At 61.1% G+C, this 25,187-nt stretch carries 18 protein-coding genes; 13 read left to right on the top strand and 5 right to left on the bottom strand.

What is annotated here, in order from left to right; translation table 11 throughout:
• Positions 1-32: 32 nt before the first annotated feature.
• The 4 genes from hslV to GV002_RS14555 form a co-directional block, all read right to left on the bottom strand.
• Complete coding sequence (gene hslV / locus GV002_RS14540; RefSeq protein WP_017678531.1) at positions 33-563, bottom strand: ATP-dependent protease subunit HslV; 531 nt, start codon at positions 561-563, stop codon at positions 33-35.
• A 238-nt stretch (positions 564-801) separates the two neighbouring features.
• The gene (locus tag GV002_RS14545) at positions 802-1,476 is read right to left on the bottom strand and encodes an SPOR domain-containing protein (protein ID WP_160019095.1); all 675 of its coding nucleotides are present in this window, start codon (positions 1,474-1,476) and stop codon (positions 802-804) included.
• On the bottom strand, positions 1,477-3,216 hold the full coding sequence (gene argS, locus GV002_RS14550) for an arginine--tRNA ligase (protein WP_160019096.1): 1,740 nt from the start codon (positions 3,214-3,216) through the stop codon (positions 1,477-1,479).
• Between the two features lie 172 nt (positions 3,217-3,388).
• Positions 3,389-5,608 carry a primosomal protein N' gene (locus GV002_RS14555; protein WP_160019097.1) on the bottom strand — a complete coding sequence of 740 codons (2,220 nt, stop codon included), beginning with the start codon at positions 5,606-5,608 and terminating at the stop codon, positions 3,389-3,391.
• A 158-nt stretch (positions 5,609-5,766) separates the two neighbouring features.
• On the opposite strand from GV002_RS14555, the gene rpmE reads away from it, so the two are divergent.
• The 4 genes from rpmE (at position 5,767) to GV002_RS14575 (ending at position 9,612) form a co-directional block, all read left to right on the top strand.
• Positions 5,767-5,979, top strand: coding sequence for a 50S ribosomal protein L31 (rpmE, locus tag GV002_RS14560; RefSeq protein ID WP_003459015.1), 213 nt, complete (start codon positions 5,767-5,769; stop codon positions 5,977-5,979).
• Between the two features lie 26 nt (positions 5,980-6,005).
• Positions 6,006-6,806: a thermonuclease family protein gene (locus GV002_RS14565; protein WP_160019098.1), complete on the top strand. Its 801-nt coding sequence runs from the start codon at positions 6,006-6,008 to the stop codon at positions 6,804-6,806.
• Positions 6,803-8,239: a M48 family metalloprotease gene (locus tag GV002_RS14570; RefSeq protein WP_160019099.1), complete on the top strand. Its 1,437-nt coding sequence runs from the start codon at positions 6,803-6,805 to the stop codon at positions 8,237-8,239. The genes GV002_RS14565 and GV002_RS14570 overlap by 4 nt, the downstream gene beginning before the upstream one ends.
• 104 nt (positions 8,240-8,343) lie before the next feature.
• Positions 8,344-9,612, top strand: coding sequence for a malic enzyme-like NAD(P)-binding protein (locus GV002_RS14575; RefSeq protein ID WP_160019100.1), 1,269 nt, complete (start codon positions 8,344-8,346; stop codon positions 9,610-9,612).
• A 90-nt stretch (positions 9,613-9,702) separates the two neighbouring features.
• Here GV002_RS14575 and GV002_RS14580 read toward each other — a convergent pair whose 3' ends face one another.
• Complete coding sequence (locus tag GV002_RS14580) at positions 9,703-12,111, bottom strand: penicillin-binding protein 1A (protein WP_372241841.1); 2,409 nt, start codon at positions 12,109-12,111, stop codon at positions 9,703-9,705.
• 184 nt (positions 12,112-12,295) lie between these two features.
• Between GV002_RS14580 and GV002_RS14585 the strand changes: the two genes are divergently transcribed.
• The 9 genes from GV002_RS14585 (at position 12,296) to gltB (ending at position 25,169) form a co-directional block, all read left to right on the top strand.
• A complete protein-coding gene (locus GV002_RS14585) occupies positions 12,296-13,360 on the top strand; it encodes a pilus assembly protein PilM (protein WP_160019102.1) in 1,065 nt (354 codons plus the stop codon).
• The gene (locus tag GV002_RS14590) at positions 13,360-13,935 is read left to right on the top strand and encodes a PilN domain-containing protein (protein WP_160019103.1); all 576 of its coding nucleotides are present in this window, start codon (positions 13,360-13,362) and stop codon (positions 13,933-13,935) included. Before GV002_RS14585 ends, GV002_RS14590 begins: the two co-directional genes overlap by 1 nt.
• Positions 13,932-14,558, top strand: a complete 627-nt coding sequence (pilO, locus tag GV002_RS14595; RefSeq protein WP_160019104.1) for a type 4a pilus biogenesis protein PilO — start codon at positions 13,932-13,934, stop codon at positions 14,556-14,558. The genes GV002_RS14590 and pilO overlap by 4 nt, the downstream gene beginning before the upstream one ends.
• On the top strand, positions 14,555-15,079 hold the full coding sequence (pilP, locus tag GV002_RS14600) for a type 4a pilus biogenesis lipoprotein PilP (RefSeq protein WP_160019105.1): 525 nt from the start codon (positions 14,555-14,557) through the stop codon (positions 15,077-15,079). The genes pilO and pilP overlap by 4 nt, the downstream gene beginning before the upstream one ends.
• A 54-nt stretch (positions 15,080-15,133) precedes the next feature.
• Complete coding sequence (gene pilQ / locus GV002_RS14605) at positions 15,134-17,233, top strand: type IV pilus secretin PilQ (RefSeq protein WP_160019106.1); 2,100 nt, start codon at positions 15,134-15,136, stop codon at positions 17,231-17,233.
• Between the two features lie 5 nt (positions 17,234-17,238).
• Complete coding sequence (gene aroK / locus GV002_RS14610; RefSeq protein WP_160019107.1) at positions 17,239-17,757, top strand: shikimate kinase AroK; 519 nt, start codon at positions 17,239-17,241, stop codon at positions 17,755-17,757.
• A gap of 51 nt (positions 17,758-17,808) precedes the next feature.
• Entirely contained in the window at positions 17,809-18,912 is a 1,104-nt protein-coding gene (gene aroB / locus GV002_RS14615; RefSeq protein WP_160019108.1) for a 3-dehydroquinate synthase, read from the top strand.
• Positions 18,913-18,922: 10 nt separating this feature from the next.
• Positions 18,923-20,482 carry an SPOR domain-containing protein gene (locus GV002_RS14620; protein WP_160019109.1) on the top strand — a complete coding sequence of 520 codons (1,560 nt, stop codon included), beginning with the start codon at positions 18,923-18,925 and terminating at the stop codon, positions 20,480-20,482.
• A 238-nt stretch (positions 20,483-20,720) separates the two neighbouring features.
• Positions 20,721-25,169 (top strand): glutamate synthase large subunit, encoded by a 4,449-nt coding sequence (gltB, locus tag GV002_RS14625; RefSeq protein ID WP_160019110.1) that lies wholly within the window; start codon positions 20,721-20,723, stop codon positions 25,167-25,169.
• The last annotated feature ends 18 nt before the right edge of the window (positions 25,170-25,187 follow it).

Here is a 25,187-nt window from a genome sequence, read left to right on the forward strand (position 1 = left end):
CGATGACAACGCAGGTAGTTTTTAGATAGGCCTCACTCGGGGGCGTCCAGTTCCTCGATGGTCTGGTGATGATTGGTGAAGACGCAGATGTCGCCGGCGATGCCGAGTGCAGTCTGCGCTATCTCGAGGGCGGACAGGTCAGTCTTCATCAGCAGGGCGCGCGCGGCGGCCTGGGCGAAGTTGCCGCCGGAACCCATTGCGATCAGGCCTTCCTCGGGTTCGACGACGTCGCCGTTGCCGGTGATGATCAGCGAGGCGTCTTTGTTGGCTACTGCCAGCATGGCTTCCAGGCGGCTCAGGCTGCGGTCGGTACGCCAGTCCTTGGCCAGTTCGACGGCGGCGCGGACCAGATGGCCCTGGTGTTTTTCCAGTTGGCCTTCGAAGCGTTCGAACAGGGTGAAGGCATCGGCGGTGGCACCGGCGAAACCAGCCAGCACCTGGCCGTGGTAGAGGCGGCGCACCTTCTTGGCGTTGCCCTTCATGACGGTGTTGCCGAGGGAAACCTGGCCGTCGCCAGCCATCACGACCTTGCCGTGGCGGCGCACTGAAACGATGGTGGTCAAGGGTGAATCTCCACGCTGCGGGGCGAACTTGCCCGGATGGAAACTCAGATGGGGTGCCCGCCGCGGCTTTTCAACCGGCGACGGGTTTAACAGGCTGTTGAAAAACTACCTGCGTTGTCTGGCCGTCGTTAAAAACAGCCTCAAAATGCTCATTTACAACGCGTAAACTGCGCTTTTTCGGCTATTTTTGCCTCGGCCAGCCTGCCTCGCCTACGTTTTTCAACGGCCTGTCAGGCGATCAGCGGACCTGGCGCTGCTGTAACAGCAGGTTGCTGAAGCCGCCGGCTGCCAGGGTCTTCTGTGCGCTGGCCAGTTGCTCGCGGCTGGCGAAGGGGCCGACCAAGACGCGGTGCCAGGTTTCCTCGCGCACCTTGCCGGTTTCCACGCGTACATTCTGGCCGAGCAGGATGATCTGCGCGCGCAGGCCGTCGGCGTCATCGCGTTTGCGGAACGAGCCGGCCTGCAGGAAGAACTGCGTGGTGACCGGCGCGTTGGCCAGCACGGGTGGTGGGGGCGGCGGCACCTGGCCGTTGAGCGCGGCCTCGGCGCGGGCAGTGTCAATCTTCGCCGCCTCTTCCGGGGTGACCGGCTTTTGCTCAGGCACGGGTGGTGGCGTTTCTTCCAGGGCCTGCGGCAGGATCACTTCCGACTCCGGCAGCAGGGTGTAGAAGTCGTACTTGGGCCTGGATGGCTCGGGTTGCGTCGGCTTCGGCTCGGGCTTGGTGCTGCGCACCTGTTCGCCCTTGTCGCGCTTGATCTCGTCACGGCCCGGTTCGAGGCTGAACAGGAACATGAAGAAACCGCCGACCACCAGACCGCAAGCCAGCCAGATCCAGCCCGGTACGGGCTTCTTCGCCGGGACCTGATAGCGACTGGCGCCGCGTTTCGGCGCCGGCTTCTTGCGCGCTGCCATTTACATCCGCTCCAGAGTTTCCAGGCCGAGCAGCTCCAGACCTTGCTTGAGCGTGCGACCGGTCAGGGCAGCCAGGCGCAGACGGCTGTCACGGGTGACTTCGTCCTCGGCACTCAGGATCGGGCAGTTTTCGTAGAAGCTGGAGAACAGGCCGGCGAGATCGTAAAGATAGCTGCAGAGCATGTGCGGCGTACCCTTGTCGGCGACGTTGCCGAGCAGTTCGTTGAACTGCGCCAGCTTGGCAGCCAGGGCTTGTTCCTGCTCGGCGACCAGGGTGATCTGCCCGCCGATCTCGTCCACGCCCTTGCCCAGCTTGCGGAACACGCCGGCCACGCGGGTATAGGCGTACAGCAAGTAGGGCGCGGTGTTGCCCTCGAAGCTGAGCATCAGGTCGAAGTTGAAGCTGTAGTCGCTGGTGCGGTGCTTGGACAGGTCGGCGTATTTCACCGAAGCGATGCCCACCACGCGGGCGATTCTGCGCAGCTCGTCTTCGGCCAGGTCTGGGTTCTTGTCCTTGACCAGGCTGTAGGCGCGCTGTTCGGCTTCGTCGAGCAGGTGCACCAGCTTCACGGTGCCGCCGTCGCGGGTCTTGAACGGGCGGCCGTCCGGGCCGTTCATGGTGCCGAAGCCCATGTGCTCCATTTCCATGTTGGCAGGTACGAAACCGGCCAGGCGTGCGCAGGCGAAGACCATCTGGAAGTGCAAGGCCTGGCGCTGGTCGACGAAGTACAGCACGCGGTCGGCCTTGAGCGTGCCAGCGCGGTAGCGGGTCGCAGCGAGGTCCGTGGTGGCGTACAGGTAGCCGCCGCCAGCCTTCTGCACGATCAGCGGCAGCGGGTTGCCTTCGGCATTCTTGAACGCGTCCATGAATACGCACTGCGCGCCGTTGTCTTCGGTCAGCAGACCCTTGGCGGCGAGGTCGGCGACTACCTGTGGCAGGTCGTCGTTGTAGGCACTCTCGCCCTTGACGTCGGCCATGCTCAGCTTGACGCCGAGACGGTCATAGAGCGCCTGGCAGTGCGACAGGGAAATGTCGTTGAAACGGTGCCACAGGCGCAGGCACTCGGCGTCGCCGGCCTGCAGCTGCACCACCAGCTCGCGGGCGCGGTCGGCGAACTCAGGGGATTCGTCGAAGCGCTTCTTGGCGGCGCGGTAGAAACCTTCCAGGTCGGCCAACTCGCTTTCGGCGGCGGTCGGGTTTTCCTGCATGTAGGCCAGCAGCATGCCGAACTGGGTGCCCCAGTCACCGACGTGGTTCTGGCGGATCACCGTGTCGCCGAGGAACTCCAGTACGCGCGCCACGCTGTCGCCGATGATGGTCGAGCGCAGGTGGCCGACATGCATTTCCTTGGCCAGGTTGGGCGCCGACAGGTCGACCACCACGCGCTGCGCCGGGCCGTTCTTGCGCACGCCGAGCCTGGCATCGGCCAGTGCAGCTTCCAGGCGCTGGGCCAGGGCATCACTGTTCTGGAAGAAGTTGAGAAAACCGGGGCCGGCGATTTCCACCTTGGTGATCTGCTCATCGGCCGGCAGGGCTGCGATGAGTTTTTCGGCCAGGTCGCGCGGCTTCATGCCGGCGGGTTTGGCCAGCATCATGGCGATGTTGCTGGCGAAGTCACCGTGGCTCTTGTCCTTGGTGTTCTCCACCTGGATGGCCGGCGTCAGGCCGGCAGGCAGCACGCCTTCGGCGGTTAGGCGGTCGAGGGCTTGCTGGATCAGGTGGCGAATGCTGTCTTTCATGTTCGGCTCGGGTTGCCTTGGGGCTTTGGTCGAAAACTGCGCATTATAAGAGCAGCTACAAGCTGCAAGCCATAACTTGTAGGGTGCGCCATGCGCACCAAGGGTTGCCTGGTTGCGAATCGAGCAGCGGATGCGCACGGCGCACCCTACGGTTCGGCGAAGCGGTGGTGCGTCAAAACAGGTCGATCGGGTCGACGTCCAGCGACCAGCGTACCGCGCGGCCGCTGGGCATTTGCTCCAACGCATGCAGCCAGTGGTTGAGCAGGCGGTGCAAAGGTGCACGGGCATTGCCCTGCAGCAGCAGTTGCGCACGGAAGCGCCCAGCGCGGCGCTCCATCGGTGCGGGGACCGGGCCGAGCAGTTCGATGCCGGTCAAGCCCAGCTCTCCCAGTAAATGCTCGGCCTCGCTGCAGGCTTCATCAAGAAAACTTTCCGCCTGGCCAGGCTTGTGCGCTTCGGCGCGCAGCAGTGCCAGGTGGCAGAACGGCGGCAGGCCGGCGCTGCGACGTTCGCTCAGTGCCTGTTCGGCGAAGGCGAAGTAGCCTTGTTCGGTCAGTTGTACCAGCAGCGGATGGTCGGCCAGGTGGCTCTGGATGATTACCTTGCCCGGCTCCTCCGCTCGGCCTGCGCGGCCTGCGACCTGCACGATCAGTTGCGCCATGCGCTCGCTGGCGCGGAAATCGGCGGAAAACAGACCGCCGTCGGCATCGAGAATCGACACCAGCGTCACCCGTGGGAAGTGGTGGCCCTTGGCAAGCATCTGGGTGCCCACCAGGATGCACGGCTCGCCCTTGTTGATGGTGGCGAACAGGCGATCCATCGCGCCCTTGCGCGAGGTGCTGTCACGGTCGATGCGCAGCACCGGGTAGTCGGGGAACAGCACCGCCAGGCGCTCTTCGGCGCGCTCGGTGCCGGCGCCGACCGGGCGCAAGTCGACGTGCTGGCATTTCGGGCAGTTGCTCGGTTGCTTTTCGACATGGCCGCAGTGATGACAGCGCAGTTCCTGGTAGCGCTGGTGCACGGTCATGCGCGCATCGCAACGCGGGCACTCGGACAGCCAGCCGCAGTCGTGGCAGAGCAGGGTCGGGGCGAAGCCGCGGCGGTTGAGAAACACCAGCACCTGCTGTCCGGCCGCCAGGGTCTGGGCGATGGCCTGCTGCATTGGCCCGGAGATGCCCGAGTCCAGTGGCCGGCTCTTCACGTCCAGGCGCAGGAAGCGTGGCTGGCTAGCGCCGCCGGCGCGCTGAGTCAGCTTGAGCAGGGCGTAGCGGCCGCTGTGGGCGTTGTGCAGGCTTTCCAGTGAGGGTGTCGCCGAACCGAGCACGATGGGCACGTCTTCCTGTCGGGCGCGCACCAGAGCCAGGTCGCGTGCGTGGTAGCGCAGGCCTTCCTGCTGTTTATAGGAGGCGTCGTGTTCTTCATCGACGATGATCAGCCCTGGGTTCTTCATCGGTGTGAATAGCGCCGAGCGCGTGCCGATGATGATGTCGGCCTCGCCATCGCGCGCTGCCAGCCAGGCGTCCAGGCGCTCGCGATCATTCACCGCCGAATGCAGCAGGGCGATGCGTGCGTTGAAACGGCGGGAAAAACGGTCGAAAGTCTGCGGCCCGAGGTTGATCTCGGGGATCAGTACCAGTGCCTGCTTGCCAGCTTCCAGGCACTGGTGGATCAGTTGCAGGTATACCTCGGTCTTGCCGCTGCCGGTGACGCCGGCGAGCAGAAAGGCATTGAACTGATCCCAGTTCGACGCCACGGCATTCACTGCTGCGCGCTGCTCGGCGTTGAGCGGCAATTCCGGTTGTGCCAGCCAGTGCGCCGGCTTGGCATGAGGTTGGGTGCGGCGGACCTCGACCCGCACCAGTCCCTTCTCATGCAGTAACTGCAGGCTGTCGCGGTTGAGTTGCAGTTGGCTGAGCAGGCTGTGGGCCACGCCGTGTGGATGTTGCGCCAGCGCCTTGAGTGCGTCGCGCTGGCGTGGGGCGCGGGCCAGGCGTGGGTCGTCGACGCTGGCGTCTTTATTGACCAGCCAGTAGCGCTCCTGGCGAGTTTCGGCCGGCTCGCCCTGACGTAGCAATACCGGCAGGGCCCAGCTCAGGGTGTCGCCAAGGCTGTGCTGATAGTACTGCGCAGTCCACAGGCACAGCTTGAACAGCGACGCTGGCAGCGGTGGGCGGGCGTCGAGCAGTTCCAGGGCGGGCTTGAGTTTGTCGGTGGGGACGTCGCTCTGACTGTCGACCTCCACCAGCACACCGATCATCTCGCGCCGGCCGAAGGGCACGCGCAGGCGTACGCCGGGCTGCAAGGCGCTGCGCGACACGCCAGCGGGGGCGAGATAGTCGAACAGGCGGCGCAGCGGCGAGGGCAGGGCGAGGCGCAGGATCAGGTTGGGCAAGCCAGAAGCTCCATTGACAGGCCGGCGATCTTAACACGCGACGACCGGCGCCTTGCGTGGCTTGCATCGGCTTGCGCGTCTGGTAAGATGCGCGGCCTATTTCTGTGCGGTGCCTGACATTGGTCGGGTGGCGGCACGACTACCCTGAGGAAAGCACGATGAAAGCCGATATCCATCCGAACTACGTCGAAATCGACGCTACCTGCTCCTGCGGTAACGTGATCAAGACCCGCTCCACCCTGGGCAAGAACCTGAGCCTCGACGTTTGCTCCGAGTGCCACCCGTTCTACACCGGTAAGCAGAAAGTGCTGGACACCGGCGGCCGTATCGATCGCTTCAAGCAGCGCTTCGGCGTATTCGGCGCCAAGTAAGCGACCGAACGATTACGGAACGTGCCATGCACCTGTCCGTGAATCTGAAAAAGGCGTCCCTGGTGGGCGCCTTTTTCGTTTCTCTGCTTGGCGCCGATCTGGCCCAGGCCTTCTGCCCGCAGCGCGCCGATCTGGCGCAGGTCGCGGTGCGCCAGGTGGTCGATGGTGACACGGTGCGCCTGGCCGACGGGCGCAGCATCCGCCTGATCGGCATCAACGCGCCCGAACTGGGACGCAAGGGGCGTAGCGACGAGCCTTATGCGGTGCAGGCCAAGCGCCGCTTGCAGGCGCTGGTCGATGCCAGCGATGGTCGGGTCGGTCTGCTCTACGGCGCGCAGCGCAAGGATCGCTACGGGCGTACCCTGGCTCATCTCTACGACCGCGAGGGGCGTAATCTCGAAGCGCAACTCTTGGGCGAAGGCCTCGGCTTCATGGTGGCGGTGGCGCCCAATACGGCGCTGGTGACTTGCCAGGCGAAAGCCGAGCGCGTGGCGCGCAGCCAGCGGCTTGGCTTGTGGCGTGATGAGCAGGTGAAGACGGCTGGTCAGCTACGCAGTGGCGGCTTCGCCCTGCTCGGTGGGCGGGTTACTGGCGTGCAGCGCAATCGCGGCGGCCTCTGGCTCGATCTCGATGGTGGTCGTGTATTGCGCGTGGCACCAGAACTGCTTGGTGAGTTCGACATGCGCGCCTTGCAGAAACTCAAGGGGCGGCGAGTGGAGGCGCGTGGCTGGGTCATCGATCGCCAGAGTCGCGGCGGTTTGAAATCCGGGCAGGCACGCTGGATGCTGCCGCTTACCCATTCGGCGATGCTGGAGGTGTTGCCATGATGCGTGCATTGACGCTGTGTCTGTTCTGCAGCTGGTTGGCGGGTTGTGCGGTCAATCCCGCTACTGGCCGCACCGATTTCGTGATGATGAGCGAACGCCAGGAGCTGGATCTTGGTGCGCGCTACAACCAGGAAATCCTCAAGCAATACCCGCGTTACGAAGATGCCAAACTGCAGGCCTATATCCAGCGCGTGGGTGAGCGTGTGGCGCGCAGCAGCCATCGTAATCAGCTCAACTACGTCTTCACTCTGGTGGACAGTCCGGACGTCAACGCCTTCGCCCTGCCGGGTGGCTACATCTATATCCATCGTGGCCTGCTCGCCTACCTCAACTCCGAGGCAGAGCTGGCGGCCGTGCTGGGCCATGAGGTCGGCCACGTGACCGCGCGCCATAGCGTGCGCCAGCAAAGTCAGTCCACGGCCTGGGGCTTGCTCGGTCAGGCTGCGGCCATCGGTACCGGTGTCGGAGCGGTGGGGGATCTGACCAGCGCCATGGGCAATGCCTTTGTGCGCGGCTACGGGCGCGACATGGAGCTGGAGGCCGATGGCCTGGGCGCGCAATACCTGGCGCGTGGTGGCTACGATCCGCAGGCGATGATCGAAGTGGTCAAGGTGCTCAAGGGTCAGGAGGACTTCGCTCGCGAGCAGGCTGCCAAGCGGGGCGAGGCACCTGCAGCGGGTGGGTACCACGGCTTGTTCGACACGCACCCGGACAATGATCGACGTCTGCAGGAAGTCATTGGCCCTGCGCGTGCATTGGTGGGCGGCAATCAGGAAGTGGGGCGCGACAATTTCCTGCAGATGCTCGACGGCCTGGTGTTCGGCGATTCGGCTGCCAGCGGTATTCGCCGTGGGCGCAATTTCTATCACGGCGAGCTGGACTTCGCCCTGACCTACCCGCAGGGCTGGCAACTGGTCAATCGCCCAGATGTGTTGATCGGCCACACCCCGGATGAGCAAGCCTTCATCGCAATGACCCTGGAGGCGGTGGAAAAAGGTCTTTCGCCTGCCGAGTTCCTGCGAAAGCGTGCCGGCAGTCAGCGTCTGGTGGCGGGCGAAGAGTTGCGCCTGGGGACGCTGCGGGGCTATACGGCGGTCTTGCAAGGGCAGTCAGCGCGGCGCGTTGCGGTGATCTATCGAGACGACAATGCCTACCTGTTCGTGGCGGCGGTGAAAGGGCGTGCGTCGCTGGAAACCGAGGATCAGCGCTTCCTCGATGTCATCCGCAGTTACCGGCCGCTCAAGGCGGCTGAACGCAAGCTGGCCGAGCCAGTGCGCTTGCGTCTGGTGCGAGTCAAGACGGGGCAGGGCATCTCTGCTTTGGCCAAGGATTCGCCGCTGGCGGTTGATGGCGAGGCGCAGCTGAGGCTGCTTAACGGGCTCTATCCGAGTGGTGAGCCGCGCCCCGGCCAGTGGCTGAAAACGCTGCGCTAGCGCGGCGCCTCAATCGCGACCGAACGGTCTTGTGCAGGTGTATACAACTTGCGTATCCTCGGCCGCCTGCCCGTTCAACAGCCAACAAAAGCGGAAATGCCACTATGTCAGATCTAAAAACTGCCGCTCTCGAATATCACGCCCAGCCCCGCCCCGGTAAGCTGAGCGTCGAGTTGACCAAAGCCACTGCTACTGCCCGCGACCTGTCGCTGGCCTACAGCCCGGGTGTCGCTGAGCCGGTTCGCGAAATCGCTCGTGATGCCGAGCTGGCCTACCGTTACACCGGTAAAGGCAACCTGGTAGCCGTTATTTCCGATGGCACCGCCATCCTCGGCCTGGGTAACCTCGGTCCGCTGGCCTCCAAGCCGGTCATGGAAGGTAAAGGCGTGCTGTTCAAGCGTTTCGCTGGTATCGATGTGTTCGATATCGAAGTCGATTCGGAAAGCCCGCAGGCCTTCATCGACACCGTAAAACGCATCTCCATCACCTTCGGCGGCATCAACTTGGAAGATATCAAGGCCCCCGAATGTTTCGAGATCGAGCGCGCGCTGATCGAGCAGTGCGACATCCCGGTATTCCACGATGACCAGCATGGCACCGCGATCGTCACCGCTGCCGGCATGCTCAACGCCCTGGAAATCGCCGGCAAGACCCTTGAAGAGGCGAAGATCGTCTGCCTGGGTGCCGGTGCTGCCGCCATCTCCTGCATGAAGCTGCTGGTGAGCATGGGCGCCAAGGTCGAGAACATCTTCATGATCGACCGCAAGGGCGTGGTGCACGCTGGTCGCGATGATCTGAACCAGTACAAGGCGGTGTTCGCTCATGAAACCGATCGTCGCACCCTGTCCGATGCGCTCGACGGCGCGGATGTGTTCGTCGGCCTGTCTGGCGCCAACCTGCTGAGCCCGGAAGATCTCAAGCGCATGGCGGCCAACCCGATCGTCTTCGCCTGCTCCAATCCTGACCCGGAAATCAAGCCGGAGCTGGCGCACGAGACGCGCAACGACGTGATCATGGCCACCGGTCGTTCCGACTACCCGAACCAGGTCAACAACGTTCTGGGTTTCCCCTTCATCTTCCGCGGTGCTCTGGACGTACGCGCCACCCGCATCAACGAAGAGATGAAGATCGCCGCAGCGCTGGCACTGCGCGACCTGGCCAAGCTGCCGGTACCGCAGGACGTCTGTGACGCCTACGGTGGTATCGCGCTGTCGTTCGGTCGTGAGTACATCATTCCGAAGCCGATGGATCAGCGTCTGATCACCGTGGTTTGCGATGCCGTGGCCAAGGCTGCCATCGAATCCGGCGTGGCGACCCTGCCCTATCCGAAGCACTATCCGCTGAAATCGGTGGATGAAGTGTTCAACGGCTGATCAGCCGAGCAATAAAAAACCCGCCTCGGCGGGTTTTTTATTGCCTGTGATTCGGCTCAAGGCGACGCTTACAGTCGCCTGAACCTCGTCTTAGAACAAGTCGATCGGTGCCATCTCGTCGGCCGGCAGCGGGCTGCCAGGAACGCCCATGCCGGGTTCGAACTCGCTCATCGGGGGTGGCGAGTCTTCGCTTTTGAACAATTCGAAGTAGGCGTCCGGCGTGCCAGGTGCTGCAGCGCGGCCACTGATCGGGTCGACTCGCAACGTCAGCAGGCCCTTGGGTTCCTTGGGTAGATGGTTGGGGCGATCCTTGAGTACCGCGCCCATGTAGTTCATCCAGATCGGCAGCGCGACAGTGCCGCCGTACTCGTGGCGGCCCAGGCTCTCGGGCTGGTCGAAGCCTGCCCAGACGGTGGTCACATAGTCGGCGTTGTAGCCAGAGAACCAGCTGTCCTTGGACTCATTGGTAGTGCCGGTCTTGCCTGCCAGGTCACTGCGGCCAAGGGCGAGGGCACGTCGGCCGGTGCCGCGCTTGATCACGTCCTGCAGCATGCTGGTCATGATGTAGGCGGTGCGTTCGTCGATGATCTGCTCGGCGACCTTGGGTTCTTCCAGCGGCAACTCATCGGTTGCGTTGACGGTGAGATTGGCGTTCTCTTCGGTCGGCGCGCTGCCGGGCACGCGTGCCGGGTTGGCGCGGAACAGCGGTTTGCCATCGCGATCGTCGATGCGTTCGATCAGGTAGGGCTCGACCTTGTAACCGCCATTGGCGAAGGTGGCCCAGCCCTCGGCGATTTCCATGGGTGTCAGGCTGGCGGTGCCGAGTGCCAGCGACAGGTTGCGCGGCAGATCTTGCGGGTCGAAGCCGAAGCGCTCGATGTAACGAAGGCTGCGGTCGATCCCCATGTCCTGCAGCAGGCGGATGGAAACCAGGTTGCGCGACTTGTACAGCGCTTCACGCATCCGAATCGGGCCGAGGAAGGTGTTGTTGTCGTTCTTCGGGCGCCATTTCTGCGACAGGTAATCGTCGGAGAGGATGATCGGTGCATCGTTGACCAGCGTTGCTGCGGTGTAGCCGCTATCCAGTGCCGCGCTATAGATGAAGGGCTTGAAGCTCGAGCCCGGCTGGCGCTTGGCCTGCACTGCGCGGTTGTAGTTGCTCTGGTCGAATGAGAAGCCGCCGACCAGCGACTGAATGGCGCCGCTGTATGGGTCGAGGGAAACCAGCGCGCTCTGCGCCGCTGGAACCTGAGTGAAACGCAGGCTGCCATCTTCCTGGCGCTGCACGCGAACGATATCGCCGACCTGGGCGACATCGCCAGGTTGCTGTGGTCGCGGCCCCAGGCTGTTGGTGTTGAGGAACGGGCGTGCCCATTTCATGCTGTCCCACGAGACAGCTTGTTCTTCACCGTTACGGGTCAATACCAGGATGCCGCTTTTCTCGACCTGGGTAACCACCGCTGGTTCCAGGCCGCCGATGCTGCGGTACTTGCCCAGCTCGGCCTGCCAGGTTTCGCGGGTCATGCCCGGCAAGCGACTCTCAGGGCCACGGTAGCCGTGACGTTGGTCGTAGGCGATCAGTCCGTCACGTAGCGCGGTATTGGCTGCTTCCTGCAGATGGCTGGGTACGGTGGTGGTGACGTTGAAGCCTTCGGTATAAGCCTCGCTGCCATAGCGTCCGACCATTTCCGCACGCGCCATCTCGGCTATGTAGGGAGCGCTCAGTTCCGGAGTTGGAACGTGATAGCGGGCGTCTACCTCTTCGGCCAGTGCTTGCTCGTAGCTGGCCTGGTCGATGCGGCCGAGGCGGTAAAGACGGCCGAGAATCCAGTCGCGGCGCTCCTTGGCCCGTGTCGGGTTGACCAGCGGGTTGTAGCGCGATGGTGCTTTCGGCAGGCCGGCAATCATCGCCATCTGCGCCAGGTTGAGTTCGCGGATCGATTTGCCGTAGTACACCTGTGCGGCAGCTTCGATGCCATAGGCGCGGTGGCCGAGGTAGATCTTGTTGACGTAGAGCTCGAGGATTTCGTCCTTGCTCAGCTCGCGCTCGATCTGCAGCGCCAGGAGAATTTCGGTCGCCTTGCGTGAGAAGCTGCGTTCACTGGTGAGGAAGAAATTCTTCGCCACCTGCATGGTGATGGTGCTGCCACCGCTCTGAATCTGGCCGCTTTTCAATAATTGCGTGGCAGCGCGCATCAGGCTGGTCACATCGACGCCATAATGATTGGCGAAATTATCGTCTTCAGCAGCCAGCAGGGCGCTGATGAATGCCTTGGGGATCTCGTCGAAGCGAATGGGCGAACGGCGCATCTCGCCGAACTCGGCGATCAGCTTGGCGTCGCTGCTGTAGACGCGCAGAGGAATCTGCAGCTGTACCTGACGCAGCGATTCGACGGACGGAAGGGTCGGGCTAAGATAAAGAAACGCGCCGCTGAAACTGAGCAACAGCCCACAAAAAACGGCAACGCAAGACCACCAGATGAACTTCAGCAGGCGTATCAAAATGTTCGGAATTCCAAGTAAAAGAATGAGTTAAGCAGGAGTCGAGGCAAAAAGGGAAAAGCTGATCACATTATAAGCGCTTTTTTTCCCGGGGAGCCATTTGCGCTTCTGTCAAGACTGATATTTAATGTGGAAAAACATAAATAGTCCGTAAGTCGCGGATGCCAATAGGAAAACGGTCGTGCTAGGGCTCTTCACTAAGAAAGCGAATACGCTGCTGGGGATTGATATCAGCTCGACTTCGGTCAAGCTCCTCGAACTGAGTCGCTCGGGAAGCCGCTACAAGGTAGAGGCTTATTCCGTCGAGCCGCTTCCGCCTAATGCAGTGGTAGAGAAGAACATCGCCGAGCTGGAGGGGGTCGGTCAGGCGCTCTCTCGCGTGTTGGCCAAGGCCAAGAGCGGCGTCAAGACGGCCGCGGTTGCTGTGGCGGGTTCAGCTGTCATCACCAAGACCATCGAAATGGAAGCCGGTCTTTCCGAGGACGACTTGGAAAACCAGCTGAAGATCGAGGCTGATCAATACATTCCCTACCCGCTGGAAGAAGTCGCCATCGATTTCGAAGTGCAGGGGCCGGCGCCGCGTAACCCCGACCGGGTCGAGGTGCTGCTGGCTGCATGCCGCAAGGAGAACGTGGAGGTCCGCGAGGCGGCTCTGGCGCTTGCCGGGCTCACCGCGAAAGTGGTCGACGTCGAGGCGTATGCCCTCGAGCGCGCATACGGTCTGCTGGAGGCGCAGTTGGGTGGTGGTCATGATGAACTGACCGTCGCGGTGGTGGACATTGGCGCGACGATGACCACGCTCAGTGTTCTGCACAATGGCCGCACCATCTACACCCGCGAGCAGCTTTTCGGCGGCAAGCAGCTGACCGAGGAAATCCAGCGTCGCTACGGGCTGTCGGTCGAGGAAGCTGGTCTTGCCAAGAAGCAAGGCGGTCTTCCAGATGACTACGACAGTGAGGTTTTGCAGCCGTTCAAAGAAGCTGTCGTTCAGCAGGTTTCGCGTTCGCTGCAGTTCTTCTTCGCCGCCGGGCAGTTCAATGATGTCGACTACATCCTCCTGGCTGGCGGCACCGCGTCCATTCCTGATCTCGATCGGCTGATCCAGCAGAAGATCGGTACGCAGACGCTAGTGGCCAATCCCTTTGCCGATATGGCGCTGAGCAGCAAGGTCAACGCCGGTGCGCTGGCCAGCGATGCGCCGGCACTGATGATTGCCTGTGGTCTGGCGATGAGGAGTTTCGACTGATGGCGCGGATTAACCTACTTCCCTGGCGTGAACAGCTGCGTGAGGAACGCAAGCAGCGGTTTCTGGTTACGCTGGTTGGTGTGCTCGTCGTGGCTGCTGGCGTTGTTTTTCTGGGCGACCAATTGCTCAACGGGGCAATTGATCAGCAGAATGCCCGCAATGAATTCGTAAGAAAGGAAATTGCAGTACTTGATGCCCGTATCAAGGAAATCAGTGAGTTGAAGACTCGCCGTCAGCAGCTGCTGGAACGGATGAAGATTATTCAGGACTTGCAGGGGAATCGCCCTGTTATTGGACGCGTCTTCGACCAACTGGTGCGAACTTTGCCGGATGGCGTTTATTTTTCCAGTGTGAAGATGGTCGGGAAGAAGATCGATATTCTGGGTGCGGCGGAGTCTAACAACCGAGTTTCCAACCTGATGCGTAACTTGGACGCTTCTGAATGGTTGAGCGCGCCTAACCTAACTCAGGTCAAGGCTACAACAGCGGGGGCACTGGATCAGGCCAATGTTTTCCAACTGAGCGTGCAGCAGACTCAGCCTGCAGCAGAAGCAGTCGAGGGTAATCAAAAATGAGTCTGGCCGAATCCATCGATAGTCTGCGCAAATTCGATCTGAATGATCTTGATGTCAATAACGTAGGTTCTTGGCCTGGTGCCGTGAAGGGGGTGGTTTTTGCCTTGTTCTTCGTGGCTGTGCTTGGTGCGGGCTATTACTTCCATCTGAGTGATCTGCGTGCTGATCTGGATCGTGTTACATCGGAAGAGGAAAGCCTGAAGCAGCAGTTCTCTATCAAGGCATCTCAGGCGGCGAACCTTGAGGCCTACAAGGAGCAGATGAAGGAAATGGAGGTTCGCTTCGGTGCATTGTTGAGCCAGCTGCCCAGCGATACCGAGGTTCCTGGTTTGCTGGAAGACATCACGCGTACCGGGCTTGGGAGCGGGTTGGAGTTTGAGGAAATCAAGCTGCTTCCAGAGGTCACGCAGCAGTTCTATATCGAACTGCCGATCCAGATGGCGGTAGTGGGTGGTTACCATGACCTGGCTACGTTTGTCAGTGGCGTGGCGAGTCTTCCTCGTATTGTGACGTTGCATGACTTTGAAATTAAGCCAGTTGAAAAAGACTCTGCATCATCTACTTTGCGGATGAATATCCTTGCCAAGACTTATCGTTACAATGATAAGGGGCTGGAAAAATGAAGACATTTAAGTTGCTTTTCTTGGCCTGTTTGTCCAGTGGCTTGATTGGTTGTGGCGGTGGTGACTTCTCTGATCTCCAGGTATTTATGGACGAGGTTCGCTCCAGGCCAAAGGGCGATATCGAGCCCTTACCTAAAGTCCCTCCTTATGAAGCCTTTATTTACGGGGCAGCTGCTTTGCGGAGTCCTTTTCAGCCTCCGGTCAAAGTTGACACCGTCAGTCGTGTCAAGGGTGCTCCGGAAGTTCGCCCTGACGAGAGTAGGGTCAAGCAATTTCTGGAAGGCTTCAATATTGAGGCCTTCGAAATGGTAGGGACGCTTTCGAACGATAGCGGCTTTTTCGCGCTTGTCGGTGGCGCTGGTGGGGTACATCGGGTCAAGGTCGGTGACTATTTAGGGCGAAACCATGGGCGTGTGGTGTCCGTGGACGAGGCCAAGATCGACGTAATAGAAATAGTGCCGGATGGTGATCAGGGTTGGCTTGAAAGGCCGCGAAGCCTAACGCTCAAAGAGCGCTCTTAACAGGCGGGAACAAATATGAAAAATAATTTTCAGTCTGCACAACGGAAGTATGTAATGAACAGCTCGTTCTCGCGATTCGGTCTTTCTGTTGCGGCCCTTTTAATGTCTCCGGCCCTGCTCGCGGCAAGCTTGAACAGCTTGGATGTCGCCGCTCTACCGGGAGACCGAGTTGAGTTGAAATTGACCTTCGATGAGCCTATTCCAGCGCCTCGGGGCTATACCATCGAGCAACCTGCGCGTATTGCCCTCGACTTGCCGGGCGTGTCCAATAATCTGGGCAGCAAGAACCGTGAAATAGGGACGGGCAACGCGCGTAGCTTGACTGTAGTTGAGGCCAAGGATCGCACTCGACTTATCGTCAATCTGACCAATCTGGCGCCATATACAACTCGCGTTGACGGCAATGCCCTGTTCGTAATTGTCGGGGATGGTCCGCTATCTTCTGCGGCGAGCGTAAGCTCTGCGTCGGTTGCAAGTCCTGCTCCTGTTGCGTCTGCGCCCACTGCTCGTGCTGTCGCAGGTGTTCGCTCGGTCAGTGATATCGACTTCCAGCGCGGCGAGCAGGGCGAGGGTAATATCGTGATTTCCCTGTCCGACCCCAAGATCAGCCCAGATGTTCAGGAGCAGGGCGGGAAGATTCGTATTGATTTTCCCAAGACTCAATTACCGGAGTCGCTGCGCGTGCGGTTGGATGTAAAGGATTTCGCCACGCCCGTACAATTCGTCAATGCCAGCGCTTCAGCTGATCGCGCGAGTATCGTTGTGGAGCCAACGGGCCTCTATGATTATCTGGTGTTTCAGGCGGACAACAAACTGACGATCAGCGTCAAGCCTCTTACTGAAGAAGATGCAGTTCGCCGTAAGGCGGATCGCTTCACCTACACAGGTGAAAAGCTTTCTCTGAATTTCCAGGACATCGATGTGCGTTCGGTGCTGCAGTTGATCGCCGATTTCACGGATCTGAACCTGGTCGCAAGTGATACGGTTCGCGGCAACATCACCTTGCGTCTGCAGAACGTGCCTTGGGATCAGGCCCTGGATCTGGTGCTCAAGACCAAGGGGCTCGATCAGCGCAAGGTCGGTAACGTGCTGATGGTTGCTCCGGCGGATGAGATTGCTGCTCGTGAACAGCAGGAGTTGGCCGTACAGAAGCAAGTGGCCGAGCTTGCGCCGCTGCGCAAGGACATCATTCAGTTGAACTATGCCAAGGCATCCGACATTGCCAAGCTCTACGAAGAGGGTTCTTCCGGCACGCTGAAGGATGATATGCGGGGCTCGGTGATTTTTGATGACCGCACCAACAGTCTCATCGTAACCCTGACTCAGGAGCGTATCGACGAATTGCGCCGCATCGTCACTCAGCTGGATATTCCGGTTCGCCAAGTAATGATCGAAGCTCGTATCGTCGAAGCGAATGTCGATTATGACAAGTCGCTTGGTGTTCGCTGGGGTGGGAACATCGGTTCTGGTAATTGGAATGCCTGGGGTAAGAATGGCAATCTCGAACTGGGCGAAGAGACCGATGGTGTTCAGCAGATCGATATTCCGTTTAACACGCCCTTCGTTGATATGGGGGTGAACGGAAGCACCTCGGGCATAGGTATTGGCTTTATTACGAACAATACCGTCTTGGATCTGCAGTTGAGTGCGATGGAGAAGTCTGGTTCTGGTGAGGTTGTTTCTCAGCCGAAGGTCGTAACCTCCGATAAGGAAACCGCGAAGATCCTCAAGGGTACCGAAGTGCCCTATCAGGAGGCGAGCTCTAGCGGTGCGACCAGTACCTCCTTCAAAGAGGCGGCACTTTCGCTTGAGGTGACGCCGCAAATCACGCCCGACAATCGCGTTCTCATGGAGGTGAAGGTCACCAAGGATGCTCCTGACTTCTCTGTGGCATCTTCAACGGGTGGCATCCCTGCCATCAGCAAGAACGAAGTCAATGCCAAGGTTCTTGTGGCTGATGGTGAAACGATCGTCATTGGTGGTGTCTATTCCAACACCCAGTCCAAGTCAGTGGACAAGGTACCCTTCCTGGGGGATCTCCCTTTTATCGGGCGGGTGTTCAAGCGTGATCTGGTTCAGGACAGAAAGGCGGAATTGCTTGTATTCCTCACTCCGCGCATCATGAACAACCAAGCCATTGCCGTGAACCGATGACCTAAGTGCGGAATGTAATCCTCGTGGGCCCGATGGGAGCTGGAAAGAGCACCATCGGGCGTTTGCTTGCTAAAGAACTGCGTTTGTCTTTCAAGGACTCCGACAAGGAGATCGAGCAGCGTACCGGTGCCGATATACCCTGGATCTTCGATGTCGAGGGTGAGCAGGGCTTTCGTGAGCGGGAGCGGGCGGTGATCGCCGAGCTTTCGATGCAGGACGGTCTTGTGCTGGCGACTGGCGGTGGGGCAGTTATGCGCCCGGAGAATCGCCAGGCTCTGCATGCTGGCGGGCGAGTCGTCTATCTGCATACTTCGGTGGAGCAGCAGATCGACCGCACGTCGCGTGATCGTAATCGTCCGTTGCTGCGCACGGCCAATCCTGCTCAGGTGCTCAGGGATCTGATGGCCATGCGTGATCCTCTGTATCGAGAGGTCGCCGATATCATCATCGAGACGGACGAGCGTCCGCCGCGCATGGTGGTTCAGGAAATTCTGTCGCGTCTGGAAGACTTGTCGCCCCGTTAAAGCGCGGGGCGAACTGCGCTATCCTAGTGGCCTTTTTATCCTGGGGGCCTCATGCAGACTCTTCGCGTCGATCTCGCTGAACGCAGCTATCCCATTTATATCGGTCAGGGGCTGCTGTCCCGCCCTGAACTGCTCGCGCAGCACATAGCTGGGCGGCAAGTGGCGATCGTGACCAATGACACTGTCGCGCCGCTGTATCTGCAAACGCTGCTGCAGGTGCTCGAAGGCTACAGCGTTACCTCTGTGGTGCTGCCCGACGGTGAGGCGTTCAAGAACTGGGAAACCTTGCAGCTGATCTTCGATGGTTTGCTGAGTGCCCGACATGATCGCCGCACCACTGTCGTGGCGCTTGGTGGGGGCGTGATTGGTGATATGGCGGGCTTTGCGGCGGCCTGTTACCAGCGTGGTGTCGATTTCATCCAGGTCCCGACGACCCTGCTTTCGCAGGTCGATTCGTCGGTGGGCGGCAAGACTGGCATCAATCATCCGCTGGGCAAGAACATGGTGGGTGCCTTCTACCAGCCCAAGGCCGTTCTGATCGATACGAGCAGCCTGAATACCTTGCCCGCTCGTGAGTTGTCGGCTGGCCTTGCCGAGGTCATCAAATATGGCCTGATCTGCGATGAGCCTTTCCTGTCATGGCTGGAGCAGAATATGCCAGCCTTGCGTGCGCTCGATCAGCGGGCGCTTACCGAAGCTATCGAGCGATCCTGTGCGGCCAAGGCGCGTGTCGTCGGTGCCGATGAGCGTGAGTCAGGAGTGCGTGCCACTCTCAATCTCGGTCATACCTTTGGGCATGCCATCGAGACGGAGCAGGGTTATGGCGTTTGGCTGCATGGCGAAGCTGTTGCCGCTGGAACGGTGATGGCGTTGGAGATGTCCCATCGTCTGGGCTGGCTATCGGCGGCGGACCGAGACCGAGGTGTGCGCCTGTTGCAGGCTGCCGGGCTGCCAGTGGTGCCGCCGCAGGATATGACGCCTGAGCAGTTCCTCGAGCATATGGCGGTGGACAAGAAAGTGCTCGATGGTCAGCTGCGTCTCGTGTTGCTCAAGCGTTTGGGTGAGGCTGTAGTGACTGCCGACTACCCGCGTGAAATTCTCGACGCCACGCTGCGTAGCGATTACGCAGCGCTGGCTCAGTCGTCCAACTCTTGAAGAGTGATCCATGACCAGTTTGCATGCTGACGAAGCTTTCCTGGCGCATTACCAGTTCAGTCACGACCCCTTTGCGCCACGAGTGCCTGGCTTCAAGTTCTTCCCGGCACAGAGAAAGCCGGTGCTGGGGCAATTGCATCATCTTGCGCGTTACAGCCAGCTGTTGCTGGCTGTGGTTGGTCCAGAAGGTAGTGGTAAGACGCTGCTGCGTCAGGCATTGGTCGCCAGTACCAACAAGCAGGCAGTGCAGAGCATTGTCGTTGCGCAGGGGGTCACCGGTAGCGAGGCGCTGCTGCGCCAGGTCGCTCAGGGGTTGTCCATTGCTCAGGCCGATGTGCGTTCGATTCTGGCGCAGGTGGGGCAGTTGGCGTTGACCGGGCAGGAGGTTTATCTGTTGGTCGACGACGCTGATCAACTGGATGACGCGGCACTGAAGGGCGTCCTGGCACTTGCGGCGGGTAATGCAGAAGGGCGTCCGCACATCTTCCTGTTTGCCGAGCATGATCTGTTGGCGCGGCTGGAGGCGCTGGCAGGTGGTGAGGAGTGTTTCCACGCGATCGAGCTTCAGCCGTACGCCGAAGAGGAAACGCGCGATTACCTGGCGCAGCGGCTCGAGGGGGCTGGTCAGAGTATTGATCTGTTGAGCGAAGAGCAGATCGAGGACATTCATGTCCGCGCTCAGGGTTGGCCTGGGGCAATCAATCAGGAAGCGCGTGAACTGCTGGTCGAGCAGATGCTCGCGCAGCGCTCGGCTGGGCGTGGCGCGGGCGGCGGGTTTGCCCTGCCGAAGAAGCATCTTTTGGCGCTGGCTGTCGTCTTGCTCGGTGTCGCGGCTGCCTGGTTCATGCAGGGGCGCGAATCTGTCCCGCCTGCGCCGGTGGCCAGCAGCACGTCGCTGCCTTTGCAGTCTTCCGCGCCGGCTGTAGAAGCTGAAGAGCCGGCGCAAGCGCCTGCTACGGAAAGTCGCGCGCCAGCTATCGAGTTCGCAGGTGCCAGTCAGCCGCTGCCGTTGCCGCTGGTGGGCGAGTCGCAGGCCGTTATTCGCCAGCCGTTGGCTGAGGCGGCTGGCGAGGAGTTGGATAACTTCGAGCCGCCTACTTCACCTGAGCCCTCGACAGTTACGCCGCCGTCAGCGCCAATCACTGCGGCACCGGCACCGGCACCGGCACCGGCACCGGCACCGGCACCGGCAAAGCAGCCTGAACCCGTTGCCCCGAAACCACCAGCGCCAGCGCCGCCCCCTGCTCCCAAGCCTGCGCCCGTTCAGGCTACGCCTTCGGGTGGAGCGACGAGTGGCTGGTACGCGCAGCAGCCGGCGTCCCGCTATGCCTTGCAGGTGGTCGGGTCGCGTTCGGAAGCCAATATTCAGGCGCTGGTGCGTGAGGGTGGCAGCGAATACCGTTACTTCAAGAAGATCCACCAGGGGCAGCCGCTGTATGTGCTGACCTATGGTAGTTTCTCCAGTCGCGACGCTGCTCAGGCCGCCGTGAAAACCCTGCCGGCCAAGCTGCAGGCCGGTAAGCCCTGGCCTCGTACCCTGGGCAGCATCCAGCAGGAAATGAGCCGCTAAGCGCTCTGTCTCAAGATGACTGCTTGGTCGTTAGCACGACCTTGCAGTCTTATCCTTCGTTTTTGCGACATAAATATTCACCCCCTCGTCACGAAAGTTTGTGACGCCATGGGTGGATATGTACAATGACCTCCCTTTTGCCTATGCAAAGCAGGCTCGTGCCCGCTTTTCGGGTTTAAGTAATTGAATTAGAAAGTAATTTGCCTGAGGTCTAGGCAGCCTGGTGAGAGTTTTCCCTATGAAAGCAGGTTTGTACCGTCCTGATGAGTTCAAGGATAACTGCGGCTTCGGCTTGATCGCCCACATGCAAGGTGAGCCTAGTCATCACCTGCTCAATACCGCTATTGAGGCCCTCACCTGCATGACTCACCGCGGCGGTATCAACGCCGACGGCAAGACCGGTGATGGCTGTGGCCTGCTGATCCAGAAGCCCGATCAATTCCTGCGCGCCATCGCCCAGGAGCAATTTGGCGTCGAACTGCCTGCGCAATATGCCGTGGGCATGGTGTTCTTCAATCAGGAGTCGGCCAAGGCCGAAGCCGCGCGCGAGAACATGAACCGCGAAATTCAGGCTGCCGGCCTGCAGTTGGTAGGCTGGCGCAAGGTGCCCGTCGACACCAGTGTGCTCGGTAGGCTGGCGCTGGAGCGTCTGCCGCAGATCGAGCAGGTGTTCATCGGCGGCGAAGGTCTGTCCGACCAGGAATTTGCCATCAAGCTGTTCAGCGCTCGCCGTCGTTCCTCGGTGGCCAACGCCGACGACAGCGATCACTACATCTGCAGCTTCTCGCACAAGACCATCATCTACAAAGGCCTGATGATGCCGGCGGACCTGCAGCAGTTCTACCCGGATCTGGGTGACGAGCGCCTGCAGACCGCCATCGCGGTTTTCCACCAGCGTTTTTCCACCAACACCCTGCCGAAGTGGCCGCTGGCTCAGCCTTTCCGTTATCTTGCGCACAACGGCGAGATCAACACCATCACCGGCAACCGCAACTGGGCGCAGGCCCGTCGCGCCAAGTTCGCCAATGAGCTGATCCCCGATCTCGACGAGTTGGGCCCGCTGGTCAACCGCGTCGGCTCCGACTCCTCGAGCATGGACAACATGCTCGAGTTGATGGTCACCGGGGGCATCGACCTGTTTCGCGGCCTGCGCATGATCATTCCGCCGGCCTGGCAGAACGTCGAGACCATGGACGCCGACCTGCGCGCGTTCTACGAATACAACTCCATGCACATGGAGCCCTGGGACGGCCCGGCCGGCGTGGTACTGACCGATGGTCGCCATGCCGTGTGCCTGCTCGACCGTAATGGTCTGCGCCCGGCGCGTTGGGTTACCACCAAGAACGGCTACATCACCCTGGCGTCGGAAATCGGCGTGTGGGACTACCAGCCCGAGGACGTCATCGCCAAGGGCCGTGTTGGCCCGGGGCAGATCCTCGCCGTCGACACCGAAACCGGCCAGGTGCTGGACACCGAGTCCATCGACAGCCGCCTGAAGTCGCGTCATCCTTACAAACTGTGGCTGCGCAAGCATGCCCAGCGCATCAAGGCGACGCTGGAAGATCGCGACCACGGTTCGGCCTTCTACGACCCGGATCAGCTCAAGCAGTACATGAAGATGTTCCAGGTCACCTTCGAAGAGCGTGACCAGGTGCTGCGCCCGCTCGGCGAGCAGGGCCAGGAAGCCGTTGGCTCCATGGGTGATGACACGCCGATGGCGGTGCTCAGCCAGCGCGTGCGTTCGCCCTACGACTACTTCCGCCAGCAGTTCGCGCAGGTCACCAACCCGCCGATCGATCCGCTGCGCGAAGCGATCGTCATGTCCTTGGAAATCTGCCTGGGCGCCGAGCGCAACATCTTCAGCGAGTCGCCCGAGCACGCCACCCGCGTGATCCTCAGCAGCCCGGTGATTTCGCCGGCCAAGTGGCGCGCGCTGATGAACCTGGATCGCCCGGGCTTCGACCGTCATGTCATCGACATGAACTACGACGAGTCGCTGGGTCTGGAAGCCGCTGTGCGCAACATGGCCGACCAGGCCGAGGAAGCTGTGCGTGCCGGCAAGGTGCTGCTGGTGCTGAGCGACCGTCACATCGCTCCGGGCAAGCTGCCGGCGCATGCTGCGCTGGTCACTGGCGCCGTGCATCACCGCCTGACCGAGAAAGGCCTGCGCTGCGACTGCAACATTCTGGTGGAAACCGCCACCGCCCGTGACCCGCACCACTACGCCGTGCTGCTGGGCTTCGGCGCCTCGGCGGTCTATCCGTTCCTGGCTTACGAAGTGCTGGGCGATCTGATCCGCACCGGCGAAGTGCTGGGCGATCTGTATGAAGTGTTCAAGTACTACCGCAAGGGCATTTCCAAGGGCCTGCTGAAGATCCTGTCGAAGATGGGCATCTCCACGGTCGCGTCCTACCGCGGTGCGCAACTGTTCGAGGCGGTCGGCCTGGCCGATGAGGTCACTGAACTGTGCTTCCGTGGCGTTGCCAGCCGCATCCAGGGTGCGCGTTTCGTCGATATCGAAAGCGAGCAGAAGCTGCTGTCCCTGGAGGCCTGGAATAACCGCAAGTCGATCCAGCAGGGCGGCTTGCTCAAGTTTGTCTACGGCGGCGAGTACCATGCCTATAATCCGGACGTGGTGCGTACGCTGCAAGAAGCCGTACAGCAGGGCAACTACGAGAAGTACAAGGAATATTCGAAGCTGGTCGACACCCGTCCGGTGTCGATGATCCGCGACCTGCTCAAGCTCAAGGAGTCCGCCACGCCGATCGCGCTGGACGAAGTCGAGCCGCTGCAATCGATCTTCAAGCGCTTCGACGCCGCCGGTATCTCCCTCGGCGCGTTGTCGCCGGAGGCGCATGAGGCGCTGGCCGAGGCGATGAACCGCCTGGGTGGCCGCTCCAACTCCGGTGAGGGCGGTGAAGACCCGGCCCGCTACGGCACCATCAAGAGCTCGAAGATCAAGCAGGTGGCCACCGGCCGCTTTGGCGTGACCCCGGAATACCTGGTCAACGCCGAAGTGCTGCAGATCAAGGTGGCCCAGGGCGCCAAGCCCGGCGAGGGCGGCCAGCTGCCGGGCGGCAAGGTCAACGGCCTGATCGCCAAGCTGCGCTATGCAGTGCCGGGCGTGACCCTGATCTCGCCGCCGCCGCACCACGACATCTACTCGATCGAGGACCTGGCGCAGCTGATCTATGACCTCAAGCAGGTCAATCCGAAGGCGCTGGTGTCGGTCAAGCTGGTGGCGGAAGCCGGCGTCGGCACCATCGCTGCCGGTGTGGCCAAGGCCTATGCTGACCTGATCACCATTTCCGGTTACGACGGTGGTACCGGCGCATCGCCCTTGACCTCCATCCGTTATGCCGGCGCGCCCTGGGAACTGGGCCTGGCGGAAACCCACCAGACCCTGCGCGGCAACGACCTGCGCGGCAAGGTGCGGGTGCAGACCGACGGTGGTCTGAAAACCGGCCTGGACGTGATCAAGGCGGCCATCCTCGGCGCCGAGAGTTTCGGCTTCGGTACCGCACCGATGGTGGCCTTGGGCTGCAAATACCTGCGCATTTGCCACCTGAACAACTGCGCTACCGGCGTGGCCACGCAGAACGACAAGCTGCGCAAGGATCACTTCATCGGCACCGTCGAGATGGTGATGAATTTCTTCACCTACGTCGCCGAGGAAACCCGCGAGTGGCTGGCCAAGCTGGGCGTGCGCAGCCTGGAAGAGCTGATCGGCCGTACCGACCTGCTCGAGATGCTGCCGGGTGAAACCGCCAAACAGGGCAACCTGGATCTGTCGCCGCTGCTGGCCAGCGCGCATATCCCGGCTGACAAGCCGCAGTTCTGTCAGGTGCCGAAGAACCCGCCGTTCGACGAAGGCCTGCTGGCCGAGAAGATGGTGGAAATGGCCAAGGACGCCATCGCCGGCAAGACCGGTGGTGAGTTCGAGCTGAACATCGGCAACTGCGACCGCTCCATCGGTGCGCGTATCTCTGGTGAGATCGCGCGCGTGCATGGCAACCAGGGCATGAACGGCGCGCCGATCACCTTCCGCTTCAAGGGTACTGCCGGTCAGAGCTTCGGCGTGTGGAACGCCGGCGGCCTGTATCTGCGCCTGGAAGGCGACGCCAACGACTACGTCGGCAAGGGCATGACCGCAGGCAAGATCGTCATCACTCCGCCAGCCGGTAGCCCGTTCGCCACCGAGGACAGCGCCATCATCGGCAACACCTGCCTGTATGGCGCCACTGGCGGCAAGCTGTTCGCTACCGGTACTGCGGGCGAGCGTTTCGCCGTGCGTAACTCCGGCGCTCATGCCGTGGTGGAAGGCACTGGCGATCACTGCTGCGAGTACATGACCGGCGGTTTCGTCTGCGTCCTGGGCAAGACCGGCTACAACTTCGGCTCGGGCATGACCGGCGGCTTCGCCTACGTGCTCGACATGGACAACGGCTTCTACGACCGCGTCAACCACGAACTGGTGGAAATCCAGCGCATCAACAACGAAGCGATGGAGGCCTACCGCAGCCACCTCGAAAGCGTGCTCGCCGAGTACGTCGAGGAAACCGGCAGCGAGTGGGGTCAGAACCTGCTGGAAAACCTGGACGATTACCTGCGCAAGTTCTGGCTGGTGAAACCGAAAGCGGCCAGCCTGAAGTCTCTGCTGTCCAGCACCCGTGCCAACCCGCAATAAGAATGCGCCTGAAGTGGT

The sequence above is a fragment of the Pseudomonas sp. 8O genome (genome assembly GCF_902506495.1).
Classification (GTDB): Bacteria; Pseudomonadota; Gammaproteobacteria; order Pseudomonadales; family Pseudomonadaceae; genus Aquipseudomonas; species Aquipseudomonas chaetocerotis.